Annotated in this window: 12 protein-coding genes; 6 read left to right on the top strand and 6 right to left on the bottom strand. The window is 52.6% G+C overall.

The window, feature by feature from the left end; all coding sequences use genetic code 11:
* The first annotated feature begins 145 nt into the window (after positions 1-145).
* Positions 146-370, top strand: a complete 225-nt coding sequence (locus tag Q8902_05895) for a helix-turn-helix transcriptional regulator (GenBank protein ID MDP4199083.1) — start codon at positions 146-148, stop codon at positions 368-370.
* Positions 371-626: 256 nt separating this feature from the next.
* On the opposite strand, the gene Q8902_05890 is transcribed toward Q8902_05895, so the two are convergent.
* Complete coding sequence (locus tag Q8902_05890; protein MDP4199082.1) at positions 627-2,858, bottom strand: PAS domain S-box protein; 2,232 nt, start codon at positions 2,856-2,858, stop codon at positions 627-629.
* A gap of 130 nt (positions 2,859-2,988) precedes the next feature.
* Between Q8902_05890 and Q8902_05885 the strand changes: the two genes are divergently transcribed.
* On the top strand, positions 2,989-4,452 hold the full coding sequence (locus tag Q8902_05885) for a CCA tRNA nucleotidyltransferase (GenBank protein ID MDP4199081.1): 1,464 nt from the start codon (positions 2,989-2,991) through the stop codon (positions 4,450-4,452).
* Between the two features lie 745 nt (positions 4,453-5,197).
* Positions 5,198-6,004: a DUF5677 domain-containing protein gene (locus Q8902_05880; protein ID MDP4199080.1), complete on the top strand. Its 807-nt coding sequence runs from the start codon at positions 5,198-5,200 to the stop codon at positions 6,002-6,004.
* A gap of 43 nt (positions 6,005-6,047) precedes the next feature.
* Here the strand turns inward: Q8902_05880 and Q8902_05875 are convergent, their stop codons facing one another.
* From Q8902_05875 to tnpA, 3 genes are all read right to left on the bottom strand, one after another.
* Positions 6,048-6,470: a hypothetical protein gene (locus Q8902_05875; protein MDP4199079.1), complete on the bottom strand. Its 423-nt coding sequence runs from the start codon at positions 6,468-6,470 to the stop codon at positions 6,048-6,050.
* Positions 6,471-6,571: 101 nt separating this feature from the next.
* Positions 6,572-6,736 (bottom strand): hypothetical protein, encoded by a 165-nt coding sequence (locus tag Q8902_05870; GenBank protein MDP4199078.1) that lies wholly within the window; start codon positions 6,734-6,736, stop codon positions 6,572-6,574.
* Between the two features lie 31 nt (positions 6,737-6,767).
* A complete protein-coding gene (gene tnpA, locus Q8902_05865; protein MDP4199077.1) occupies positions 6,768-7,235 on the bottom strand; it encodes an IS200/IS605 family transposase in 468 nt (155 codons plus the stop codon).
* Positions 7,236-7,565: 330 nt separating this feature from the next.
* On the opposite strand from tnpA, the gene Q8902_05860 reads away from it, so the two are divergent.
* From Q8902_05860 to Q8902_05850, 3 genes are all read left to right on the top strand, one after another.
* Complete coding sequence (locus Q8902_05860) at positions 7,566-8,051, top strand: MarR family transcriptional regulator (GenBank protein ID MDP4199076.1); 486 nt, start codon at positions 7,566-7,568, stop codon at positions 8,049-8,051.
* A 49-nt stretch (positions 8,052-8,100) separates the two neighbouring features.
* Positions 8,101-9,246 carry a hypothetical protein gene (locus Q8902_05855; protein MDP4199075.1) on the top strand — a complete coding sequence of 382 codons (1,146 nt, stop codon included), beginning with the start codon at positions 8,101-8,103 and terminating at the stop codon, positions 9,244-9,246.
* A gap of 120 nt (positions 9,247-9,366) precedes the next feature.
* The gene (locus tag Q8902_05850) at positions 9,367-9,963 is read left to right on the top strand and encodes a hypothetical protein (protein ID MDP4199074.1); all 597 of its coding nucleotides are present in this window, start codon (positions 9,367-9,369) and stop codon (positions 9,961-9,963) included.
* Between the two features lie 4 nt (positions 9,964-9,967).
* Here the strand turns inward: Q8902_05850 and Q8902_05845 are convergent, their stop codons facing one another.
* Together Q8902_05845 and typA are read right to left on the bottom strand one after the other, a co-directional pair.
* On the bottom strand, positions 9,968-10,924 hold the full coding sequence (locus Q8902_05845; protein MDP4199073.1) for a phosphatase PAP2 family protein: 957 nt from the start codon (positions 10,922-10,924) through the stop codon (positions 9,968-9,970).
* 144 nt (positions 10,925-11,068) lie between these two features.
* Positions 11,069-12,916 (bottom strand): translational GTPase TypA, encoded by a 1,848-nt coding sequence (gene typA / locus Q8902_05840; protein MDP4199072.1) that lies wholly within the window; start codon positions 12,914-12,916, stop codon positions 11,069-11,071.
* Positions 12,917-13,313: the final 397 nt, after the last annotated feature.

Genomic DNA, 13,313 nt, shown 5'->3' with positions numbered 1-13,313 from the left:
GACAAGAACAACTCGGCTACGAGTCACTTGTTACAGGCTTTTCAACAAAACTTGACGTCAACGGTACAAAGATACGGAGGAAAAAGGCGAGTAGTCGGTATGGCGACTGGCGGCAAGTCGGCAAATCGACTATTTTATTTCCTTTTTGGATCTTCTCGTTGTTACCGGGCGCAATATCCGCTTTTACCGAAAGTTGCGGAAGTGGTCGATTGAAAAGCTTGCTGAAGAAGCTCGAGTAAGTCCTGCGTGGCTCGGGGAGTTGGAGCGCGGACGGGAGAATGTCTCAGTCAAAACCATTCAAGGTATTGCCAAAGCTCTAAAGATTGCGCCGAATATCCTATTGATCCAGGAGAGCCACAAGGAGTCATAATCCTTCGGGAACCGGCAAGCTGGACTCTTGTTTACGAGGATGTTGTCCGGGTGCTTAATAGGCACCCATTGCTCATTGACAAAAGATTCGCGCGGCTCACGGGAGCGGAGATGGCGTTCATTAAATGACAACTCAAAAGAGAGGATTAAAGTATTACTTTAACTTTGGGCACCTGTTTCAGTAGGCAAATACCTCCGAAACGGCGGTTAGGATGTTATGAAAAGAAAAAACGCGACCAGGCATATTACTGTGGGAATTATGCTCTTTTGGCAGCTTCCACGGCGGTCGCGACGGCATGCTCGATGTGGGCGAGTTCGGATTCCAATCGGCGTCGCTCGCTGATGTCGGTTGCCACGCAATCGAATCCTTCCACCAGATCGCCGTTCATGCGAATCGTCGTGGTGATCGTGAGCCATCTCTCCTGGCCGTCTCCGGTGAGGAATGGGGCTTCAATCTGGGAGTCCGGCGTCCGTGAAAGGAACTGGCGATAGAAGTGGCGCTTGACCCGGGAGCGGTGGGATGGAGCGACAAGATCTGCAAAGTAGAACTGCGTCACTTCTTGCTCACTATATCCGGCCAGATCCCGAATATGCGGGTTGGCGTAGGTGAGCCGGCCTTGCATATCGGTGCTGAAAATTCCTTCGCTGGCGGTTTCGACCAAGCGGCGATAGCGCTCTTCGGACTGGCGCAGAGCAGCATCGGTGCGGATGCGTTCGGTGACATCGCTGGCTGTGACTGCGAGGAGATCGTTGATCGGAACGGCCTGCGCATGAAACCAGCGGCGTTGCGATGACGGCAATGTGATCTGATGATCTTCTTCGATGGGCCTCATGGATTCGATGACCCTGGCGTAGCGCTGGATGATCTCGACATGCTGCTCTTCAGGCAGGACTTCACGGAGGCGGCGACCGATGGAATCCAATTGAACCCCAAGGAAGTCGGCACCATGCTGGTTCATTTCTTCGAGGACGAAGTCCACGGCGGCTTTGGTTTTGGAATCGCGGACGACGCGCAGCAGGAAAAAGGCATCGGGGCTTTGTTCAATGATCGAGCGGAATCGGTGTTCGCTTTCGCGGAGCTTTTCGCTGGTCTGCTTCATGTCGGTGACATCGCGCAGGATTGCGACAACATGTTCGGTGCCACGTTCGCCGATCTGCGGCACCAGCCGTGCGTGATAGGTCCGAATTCCACGGATCGACTGGTACTGCAACTCAGTCGTCACGCCTCGGCCCGCATCGAACACGGCTTTGACCGAGTTCTCCCACGGCGCGTAGACATCTTCAGGCATGCCCGCATCCTTGAAGTGGCGTCCCAAAAGGACGTGTGGCGCAAACCCGAGGACTGCCTCAACTGCTGGGTTGACGTATGCAATCGATAAATCGCGCTCGAACCGGATGATGAGATCAGGAGTATTTTCGATCAGAGCGCGAAATTCGCGTTCGCGAATTTCCGCGGCATGCTCGCCTTCCCGGCGTTCGGTAATGTCTCGAAAGGCAAGGATGGCTCCGACGACGTCATGATGGGAATTGTGGATTGGCGCGGCGCTATCTTCGACCGGATAATCGACGCCTGTTCGGGAGAGCAAGACTGCGTGACTGGAAAATTCGGTAATACGGCGATCGCGCAAAGCGTGCGCTATTGGACTTTCGATCGGAGTTCTCGATGCCTCCTCAACGACGCGAAACACATCGCTGATCGGGCGGGCACGGGCATCAGCAATGGACCATCCGGTCAATTCTTCGGCGCGGCGGTTCATCAGCGTGATTCGTTGATCGGATCCAGTGACGATTATGGCGTCACCAATGGATAATAATGTAGTTTCGAGGAGATCTCTGCTTCGCATTGCCTCATCCGTCGCCTCACCGAAACGATCGGTGAACCGCTGCGTCTGCCGGCGTGCATATAGCCCGACGACCAGGCCCAGGACAACGCTGACAACCACGATCATCACTGTCAGCCATCTGGTGCCAGAAGCGAAGTCGTCGCGTCGATGGGCAAACAAGCGCTCCTCGTCTCGATTGAATCGACTGAAGACCGTACGCATAATCTCCATTTGCTGGGCGCGGGCGAGTACATTCGTGTCAAAGGTAGCCTGTTGTATCACGGAGAATGCTCGCTTTGCGGATATTTGCCATGACCAATACAATTGCATAAGCGTATCCAGGCGCCGGGACTGCACCGGATTGTCGAGCGACATCGCGTGAAACTGCTGGAAAAGAGAGTCAATGGTTATATCCTCCCGTTCGAACTGGCGAGCAAAGATCGTGTCGCGAGTCAGCAAATAGCCTCGCAGTGCGCTTTCCTCAAGCTGAATATGTCGCTGCGCGTCACTCGAAGCTGTGAGTACTTCGATTGAGTGGCGGACCCAATCATTAGCCGAAAGCATGCGGTCGATTTGCCAGAGCAACACTCCACCGTAGAGGACGGATAGTAGGATCGGCAGAAGCATCAGCCGAGTCAGTCCGCGTTTGACAAGATTACGCTCCACGGGTTATTTGATGGTAAGTAATGAGGAATTAGGAAATAGGAATACTGTTTGAGAGCTGGAATCACGATGGATCCACAGACTCTTCGTTTTTCCTCAATCCTAATTCCTAATTCGTCATTCATAATTCCCGGTGCTTCAGCGATTTCCGATAAGTGAGCCAATTCTCTTCGCCATCGGCGCAGCAGCCGATGAGGCTAATATCGAAACCTACGTCGTGGGAGGGTATGTGCGCGATGAGCTGCTACAACGTGGAGTCCGAAAGGATATTGACATTACCGTGATCGGTGATGGAGTGGGCTTTGCCTCGCTTGTGGCCAGTCAATTCGAGGGTGCTCGCCTCGCCGTCTACGAGAAGTTTCGGACCGCGGCACTCCAGATCGGCGACCACACCATCGAATTCGTCGGAGCGCGGAAGGAGTCATATCGTTCCTCCAGTCGGAAGCCTGCGACGGAAGAGGGAACGCTTGAGGATGACCTATTGCGTCGAGACTTCACCGTGAACGCGCTTGCCGTCTCGCTGAATCAGACAAACTTCGGGGATCTGATCGATCGGTTCGAAGGACTCCACGATCTGCAGGAGCACATCCTGCGTACGCCATTGGATCCCGAACAGACATTCTCGGATGATCCGCTTCGCATGATGCGCGCGGCTCGCTTCGCATCGCAGCTCGATTTCTACGTCGAACGCGAAGCACTCGAAGCGATGCAACGCATGGCAGAGCGGATCCAGATCGTGAGTCAGGAGCGGATCACCGATGAATTTATGAAGATCATGGAAAGCCCGGTGCCATCGATCGGACTGAAGCTCTTGTATGAATCGGGCCTCATGTATCATGTCTTTCCCGAAGTCGATGAACTGGGTGGTGCCGAGCTTCGGACCGAAGGTGTCCAGGAATACGCCCACAAAGATGTCTTCAAACACACCATGCAGGTCGTGGACAACATGGCCGCGATGACCGACGATGTCTGGCTCCGATTCGCTGCTCTGATGCATGATATTGCAAAGCCGCGTACGAAGGACTTTCGTCCGGGGATCGGCTGGACGTTTTATGGACACGATATTCTTGGCGCCCGCTGGGTCCAGAAAATCTTTCGCCGGATGAAGCTGCCGCTCGATGCAGCCGAGCGCGTTTCGAAACTTGTCCGGCTTCACATGCGGCCCATGGGTCTCGTCGATGAAGGCGTGACTGATTCGGCCGTCCGCCGGTTGCTCTTCGAGGCAGGGGAGGAGACCGATGATCTGCTCATGCTCTGCCGGGCGGATATCACATCCAAGAATCCAAAACTCGCCAACCGCTACCAGCGCAACTACGACATTGTCGCCGAGAAGATGAGCGAGGTCGAAGAGAAGGACCAGATGCGCGCCTTCCAATCGCCGGTGCGCGGTGAGGAGATCATGGCAATCTGCGGGATCCCGCCATCGCGGACTGTCGGTATCCTGAAATCCGCAATCGAAGAGGCGATCATCGAAGGAGATATCCCGAACGAGTATGAGGCGGCGAAGGAGTATCTCTTGCGGATCAAGGACGAGGTCCTTGCGAACAATCCACTGACGGAGCGGGAGATCAATCGGCAGGTATCCTCGGCCGACTGAGTGCCGGAGGCGCGATTTACCTACAACCCGACTGCTCCGAGCTTGCCGAGAGGAAAGTTAAAGTATTACTTTAATTCTCTCTTTTGAATTGTCATTTAATGAATGCCCTCTCCATTTGCGCGAAATCGCCTAAGTTGTCAATGAGCAAGCAGTCGGCACCTCATTTCATATTTCATACTTCATATTTCATCTTTTCCCCAGAAAGGGTGCCTGTCAACCCTCAGTTGAATATACGGACGCGAAATCGAGAAGTCAAGAGGCAAGCGAAGAATTAATCGTACGGGCACCTGTTTCTTTTTAGAAAAGGCGCGCCTGCCGCGCGAATGTAGTGCACGCTTCAGCTTGCGCGTGCTTCGGAACTTGATAATCTCGCGCAAGCTAAAGCGTGCGCTACAATTCTGCCGCGCAGAGACTGCCCGCCGTGGCGGGAGCGTGCCGAAGGGCCGCGTGTGGGTTTGGTTGCTCGCGAACACACTTGGGCGCGGCAGCGACAAAGTGCCGAAGGCACGAAGTACCCGCAGCCCAGGGTGAAGCGAAGCGGAACCCTGGGTCGTGGTATCGCAAAAGAATTATTAGCCCAGTTAAGGGCGATGTTGACCGCCGAGATTTACTGCGTCCACTCAGGACTCCTTCGCCCTGAAACGAACGCCGACCCAGGGTTCCGCTCGCAAACTCGCTTCACCTTGGGCTGCGAGTACGCTGCCGCTCGGCGGCTAAAACTGCCAGATCGCATGTTAGCAAACGCATGGACGATAAGGAATTTACCCGGTTAGATGAAGCACGAGCGACAATTGATGTGGTTTGTGTTGCAATTCTTTTTGACATTGCATTGAACCCATCAGTGGATGTCACGATGATCCGCAACTTCATTGCCAAGTCTGTAATGATTGTGCGGAGCATCTTTAATTTATGGAAAATTTCAGCCTTTCAAGAATGTCACATTCTTCAAAGATGCCTTGTTGACCGGCTATTATACCTCAGAAAGCTTATCGCTGAAGATGGCTTTGATGATTTTGAAGAGTGGAGTTTTGTAGAGCAATACGATTTTCAGATGAGGCTGCGAGCAGATGGTCGCTTTAAGCACCGGACGTCGAACGCGCCTCCAATCCCAGAATCTGATAAGATGCGAAGAAAGGAGCTAAAGAAGAAGAAAATGAAGTGGCAGATTCCGAATCCAAGTAAAATGGCTGAAGAAATCGAACGCGATTACCTTTATCTATTTAGTTACGATTACGGCTCAATGCATATTCATCCCATTGCGACCGACGGACAGCAAGATTTTTACACTCTCACGAAGCTTGAAACCTCAATTGAATTCCCTTCAAACGATTTTGTCTTGACGAACGCTGTGCATATTTTATGGCTCATTGTTACAGATGCTATCCATTACAAAGATTGGCCGATCGCACATGAGCTAAAAGAGTTTTTTGAATCTTTCCTTGAATGTTTGGAATCAGGTAGCGAACAATATCGACTCGACTTCTTAGCGTTAGCTAAACGCTTATCCCCGATGGAAGCTGGAGAAAGAGCAAGCATTGTTGGTATTGATTAAAACACTTTTCCTGCTCCTCCGCTTGTGTTCCTTGATCTATGCGTTATTCATCGTCGAGTAGTTCAAGCAACTGTGGATCGGCATTCGGCAAAACAACTTTTCTCACCAATTCGGAGATGACCTTGAGTTGCTTCCCAAAATTATATTGATCTCTTTCGAATAAGGTCGCTTCGAGTAATCTTTTTTTGTCTCCGGCCGAGATGCCAGTCTCGCCAACCAATTCCGAAAGAATTTCGGTACGGGCATTTATTGCGGCTTGGCGAGCATTCACATTATCGCGTCTCAATATTTCCTCCTCTTTGGGCGAAATGCGGGTCTGGCCCTTTACAGAAGCAATCATTAATGGCTCGCTGTACCGTTCAATCAAAGCAAGTTGAAAACTGATTTCGCTTAGCTGACGATAAATGCGATTCCACTTCTTTCGAAGCTCCTTATCCTGATTCTTCTCATCGGTTTTGCGCGCCAACCGAAGTGCTACGAGAACTGCGGCAATGGTACCACCAGCCGCTACCCATGTACCAATCGCCTCTACCCATGCGGCACACATATTAAAAAAATCCTCCCTTGTTACCCGCCCCCATCCTCCACTTTCGCTCGTTTGAACGTCGAGCGGCCGAGCGATAAATCCGGGAAGCGTGGGCGTTCGGTGCCCGCCATCAGCCCTTCCGCACCCCGCTCCGTAGGAGCGAAATATTTGTAGCCGCCGGTATTAACCGGCGGGTGCGAGTTCACCACCAAAATTAAGCTCCAGCGGAGCGACATATTATGCACCCTCCAAAAAGTCGAACAGGTATCGTTCGTCGAACTCAATCCCAAACGCTTTCAAGATCGCAATGTATTCCTCGCGGAAGTTCTGCTTCTTATGATGCGCCCCCTGATTCCGAATGTACGCAATGACGTGATCGAGTTGCGACCGAGAATACGAGAACGCGCCGAATCCGTCCTGCCAATTGAAGTGCTTGGGCATCCATGGTTGCTCGTTCAACCACAGCGAAGAGCCGGTCTTGATGTCCTTAACGAGATCGGAAATCGATTGGTCCGGTTTCAGACCGACGAGGACGTGAATATGGTCCGGTTCGTTTTCGATCGCAATGAGTTTGTGCTTTTTGTTCTTGACGATACCGGTGATGTATTTCTGCAATTCGTCCTTGTGCTCTCGCGGGATCAAGCATTGCCGGTTCTTCACGGCAAAGACAAGATGGATGTAGAGTTGGGCGTAGGTGTTCGCCATTGGAGGATAATATTACGCTCCTAAAGGAGCTAAAACAATTCTTTGGTTACCGTTCACCGCCGGTTGAAACCGGCGGCTACAAATATTTCGCTCCTACGGAGCGGATGCGATGACGCGCTTAACGAAGCGTGTGTCTTTGTCGTGCTCGTGCATCATAACGGTTTCGCCTGCTCCCCGCTCACACCCTCCACCTGCGCGCGTTTGAACGCCAAGAGCGGCCGAGCGAGTGGTCCGGGTAGCGTCCCTCCACAGCGGGGGGAATGACAGGGCGTGCTTCAGATACTTCAGTCAGTTGCAACGACTAATTTCTAATTGACGTTCTAATACGATATGGGAGACGTTCTCAAGATTCGCCTCAAGATGACCAAGTTCGAGTCCCCGGTGCAGGAGGCCGTACTGGCGCTCATGGTCACAGCGAGCCAACTGCGTTCGAACATGGACCGCGTGCTCGCTGAAGTCGGGCTGACGGGCGAGCAGTTCAATATTCTCCGCATTCTTCGCGGCGCTGGCGCCGATGGACATCCTTCGGGCGAGATCAGTTGCCGCATGATCGATCGTTCACCGGATGTGACTCGCCGCATCGATGCGCTCGAGGCCGAGGGGCTTGTCGAGCGGGAGCGCTCCAAGCAGGACCGACGGGTAGTTCGCGTTCGCATCACCTTCAAAGGCGAGGAAGTGCTCGATACAATTATGCCCAGGCTGCATGAGTTTGAGGCAAGCATTTCTTCCCAACTCAATACTAACGAGTTGAGTATACTCGCCGGCTTGTGTGAGAAAATAATCTCGGTCGAATTGGATTCTGCAAATGAATCATAATTAAAGCAACATCGGTCGTAGTCCACCGTTGACAATCAATGGAGGACTCATGAACAGACTTGTCGCACTTATCGCCCTGACCGTTGGGCTTGCCATATCAGGCTGTAAGAATTTGCTGCAGAACCCAAGCTCTGCAACCGATCCGAATTATAGCGCAACAGATCCAGCCTTCGCGGAAACGGCAGACAATCCCGCAGCATCACCATACTATACCGAGCCGGTGATTTCTTATGGTGCACCGGGTGATGGTCTTTCGGATTTGTACGATACCACTTCCACCTACCTTGCCTCTTATACATATCAACCACAGGCTAGCGTAAAGTCCGATGTCGTATCGCTGGCGGTTCAGAGCGCAACGCAAACACTCATGGCAAACGCGGGCATAGTTGGCACTGGCACCGCAATCGCTCAAGATGGTTCGAGACACGTGATGGTTTTTGCCGCGTCGCCTTCTGATGCGGCGCAGGTGCCGGCAAACATTGGCGGCGTTGCGACTGAGGTTCGTGTCCTTGGTAGAGTCCATGCCCTCGATGTTTATACTGGTGAATACCGTCCGGTTGTGCCGAGTGGCGTCAGCGTCGGCAACTCTCGTGAGAATTCGTCTGGCACAATCGCTTGCGTTGTTGTCAAACATGGCATTCGCTATATTTTAAGCAACAACCATGTGCTCGCTCGTTCGAACGACGCTGTGATCGGCGAGCCGATCGTCCAGCCTGGCCGGGCTGATAACTACGGCATGCCGACCGGACAAATTGGTGTGCTGAGCGCATACAAGAAAGTCAGCTTCACCCAATCGAACGTGTTCGATGCTGCTGTGGCGCGAATGACAACCACAAGCGCTTATGACGAAGCCGATCAATTTGCCCCAAGTCATTCCTGGCAGGATGCCGTGACAGGCATGGCCGTGAAAAAAGTTGGCCGTACCACCGGAATTACTTACGGCACGATCGCGGCGACCGACGTAACCCTCAAAGTCGATTACGACAATGGAATGACCGCTACGTCTGTAAACCAAATCTACATTCAAGACCCAAACTTCTTGCAAGCAGGTGATAGCGGCTCGCTGCTCGTGACCCAAGATGGTAATCATCCAGTCGGTCTCTGTTTCGCAGGCGGTACCGATGGCGCGTTCGCGAATCCCATCCGGCCGATCCTCAATTACTTCGGAGTCGAGATCGCAGGTACGAATAACTGAACAGGCTCAAAGTCTGCGCCAATATTGACTGAGAGGGCTGCCATCGGGCAGCCCTCTTTTTATTTTATGCTCCCGGCAGCATAAGAATGTGGTATATTTGTAAAACAGTCTCGTTGATGTATGAAGAAACTTCTGATTGTCCTATCCTGTGCCATTGGTGCTGCATTCTTAATTGATGGATGCCATTCGTCCACATCATGTCCCGATATGCCTTCGGTGGGAGCATACACGATTAGCGGGCATTTGAAATATCGCAATCCTCTCACGCTTCCCGCGGATGCCCAGCTCCTATGCTGTTGGATGGAACCGGGGAAGACCGTCGACACTGAATTCATCTACGGTAAGGGATCGATCGATCCAATTCAAGGCACGTTTTCGATTACATTGCAAGGCACACCACCGAGAATACAGACGGTTCAGCAAGATTGTAAGATCGCAACAGTCGGTCCGTCCGGGTACATCGTGGTCATGGGACAGGGCGGTCAATTCTATGGGACGATCGATAGCACGGCTGTTCTCTATTGCGTTCGTAACTGCGCGTTGCATAGCTGGATGGGGAAATTTCCCCAAGGTTATGGGATCGGGTTGCTTGATACAGCGTATGGCTTAACACAGGCTTCGAATACCGGTCTTGAACTGGTCATCGATACATCGGTTGCTGCGTTCCACTTACCTCACGATTGGTTAGGTGGGCCAATGGTTACCAAAGCTGATTAGCGTTTTACGTTGCTGCAATCTGATTTGCGCGCCTCACTCTCAGGTGATTCGTCCGTCCCACGAGTCTTGCCAGCATAGGCGCCGTCCAGATTGTGAGCGCCGCCAACAGCCCCGCTGCAATGACGTCCGTCACGTAATGATAGCGTAGCAAAATCGTCGAGACGATGAGTCCGGACCCGAGTGGCAGAAGGAACCAGCGGACGCGTGCCCGATAGTGAAATGCTGTCCAAAGGTTGAGCAGTGTAAGCATCACATGTCCGCTTGGGAATGCGTCGCGAAATACCGTCAGGGCGGCAACGCTGCTCGTCATCGTTGCCTTGATTCCTTCCGCAGTGTTCAGCATGCCGCGCAGTGAATCCGTCAGCCACACGCCGGGGAGCTCTTTCGAGAGATTCGCAAACTCGTGCAATGTGAATCGCGGGCCGATTGCGGGGACGAGCATATTACCGACGAACGAAACAATCGAACCATAGACCATGATCAAACGGAAGTGCTCGAGTTCGGCCTCCCTCTTGCCAAGAATAAACTCCGTTCCGAGAGCGAGCGGGTAGAGGTAATGTGCGTAATAACAAACCTGAAGTACTTCGACTGTCAGTGGGGCAAGCGACAGATGTTGATATATCCAGCGGGTTGGATCGATGCCACCGAATAAGAATCGATCGACCGAGATGAGCGTGCTGTCGAAGTCGTGAGCGTGGAGATGGTGGCCAAGCGCGATCGCAATCGGATAGATGAGATAAAGTGATGGTAGGACATATAGAAGATAGAGCAGCTGACCGGGGAGCCGCTTCGAACGTCTGCCCAATATCGGCAGAAGCAGGGCGGCGAGCGCGACAACGATAGGTGCTATTCGTTCCGGCAGACCTGCATCGCCACCAAAGAACATGGCGAGTATGGCCAGGATACATGCGAATCCCAGCATGATCCGGTCTGCCGCAACACATGATTGCGAAAGTGTCATAAACGCTCTGACAAAATTCCCATCTCACATTGATGTGTTGCATCACATCAATGTGCCGGGTCGGAGAACCATCTCGATTTTACCGGTCAAACGGCAGGCTCAGGAGATAAAATGCCTGCCATCTTTGTGGAGCCTATACTTGCCTTAAGCAGCCACCATTTGCTCCGCGCGCTTCTTCGTGCGGTGACGCTCTGTTGGATCAAGAATCTTCTTGCGGAAGCGAGCGGACTCCGGCGTAATCTCGAGATACTCATCGTCCGAGAGCCACTCAATCTGCTGTTCGAGCGACATCATTCGTGGTGTATCGAGTTGCACTGCGCCGTCGGATCCGGAGGCGCGCATGTTCGTCAAGTGCTTCTTCTTTGTCACGTTGACGACCATGTCCTCCTCGCGGGAGTTCTCACCAACGATCATGCCTTTATAGCACTTTGTCCCCGGCGGAATAAAGAAGACGGATCGCTCCTGCAACCCTTCCATTGCGTATGGCGTCGCATCACCATCATCGAGTGAAATCAAAGCACCCCGAGTGCGGCCAGATATCGGGCCTTTGTATGATTCATAGTCATAGAAGACCTGATTGAGCAGGCCAGTGCCACGTGTCATTGTAAGAAATTCTCCACGGAATCCAATCATTCCGCGACTCGGCACATGATACTCTATGTTCGCATGGCCATTCAAACTTGACATGTTAACCATTTGACCCTTGCGGATACCAAGCGCTTCAATGACACCACCGACGTACTCGTCCGGTACATCGATTACCACATCCTCGATTGGCTCCATAGTGTCGCCATCGACGACTTGCATGATGACTTCCGGCTTCGAAACTGCAAACTCATAGCCTTCGCGGCGCATGGTCTCGATCATGATCGCCAACTGCAATTCACCCCGAGCAGCGACCTTAAAGGTGTCCGGTCCAAGCTCTTCGACACGAATCGAGATGTTCTTTCGCAACTCGCGCATGAGGCGCTCGCGGATATGACGGCTCGTCACGAACTTGCCCTCGCGGCCAGCGAGTGGCGAATCGTTGACGACGAAGTTCATCGAGATCGTCGGCTCATCAACATTGATAATCGGCAACGCCTCGGGATGCTCGGGGTCGGTAAGAGTCTCGCCGATCTTCACATCTTCGAGTCCGGCGATCTGCACGATCTCACCGGCCGCAGCCGCGTCGTTCTCAACTCGCTTGAGACCCTCAAAAGTGTATAGCTTAGAAATCTTTGCTTTCTCGATCGTCCCATCGTGTCGGATGCGTGTGATCCAGTCGCCCTCGCGGACCGTCCCACGAAAAATGCGTCCTACGGCGAGACGGCCAAGATAATCCGACCAATCGACATTCGCAACCAGCATTTGGAACGGTGCGCTGATCTCGCCAGGAGGCGCAGGGACAAAGTCGATAATCATTCGGAAGAGGGGAGCGAGATCTGTCATCTCGTCCTTGAGCGTCAGTCCCGCAAGACCATTTTTGCCAACAGCATAGACAATCGGAAACTCCAACTGCTCGTAGTTTGCCCCGAGCGACATAAACAGCTCGAATACTTCGTCCAACACTTCTTCGGGCCGTGCGTCCTTGCGGTCGATCTTGTTGATGACGACAATCGGCTTCAGGTGCAGTTCAAGGCTCTTCTTGAGCACGAACTTTGTCTGCGGCAGGCAGCCTTCGGCCGCATCCACCAGCAGCAACACACCATCGACCATCTTGAGGATGCGCTCGACCTCGCCACCGAAATCCGCGTGACCGGGCGTATCGACAATGTTGATCTTCTTCCCACCCCAGTGGACCGAGGTGTTCTTGGCCATGATCGTGATGCCTTTCTCGCGTTCGAGGTCGTTCGAATCCATGACCCGGTCGGTCAAATGCTCGTTTGAACGGAACGTGCCCGACTGCCGCAGCATCATATCGACGAGCGTGGTCTTGCCATGATCGACGTGCGCGATAATGGCTATATTTCGAATATCATCCCTCGATGTAGCGTGTAGCTTCTCTGACATACCCTAAACTATTACAAATTAATAACTTACGTCCTTGACCCAAGAGACGTGATTTTGCTTGAAGTGATGTGTGCGCGCCTAACGGTTGCCGAACGGGTAATGTTTCATTTTCGGACTAACCGGACTTTCGTCCGCGCAAAAACTTGTCTCCCAGACCAACATGCGCGAGCGCGAGCGTTTGCGCTTCATGAATAATGCTGTTTTTGGAATCAATTTCAGTGATTCACAAAAACACCGTTCCATTCAGTCATGGTTTAATGAATAAATCCATCCTTCATATTTCATGATTCATATCTCATGTTTTCCTCCTGCATGGTGCCCATCACATCTCACATAATATACAACGATAATTTCTCGTGTGCCGGGAAGCGCTGCTTCCCGGTGGATCGCGGAAGCA

The sequence above is a fragment of the Bacteroidota bacterium genome, from assembly GCA_030706745.1.
Taxonomy (GTDB): domain Bacteria; phylum Bacteroidota; class Ignavibacteria; order Palsa-1295; family Palsa-1295; genus PALSA-1295.
Note: the sequence above shows the minus strand (reverse complement) of the source record. Positions and strands in the feature narration are given on the sequence as shown.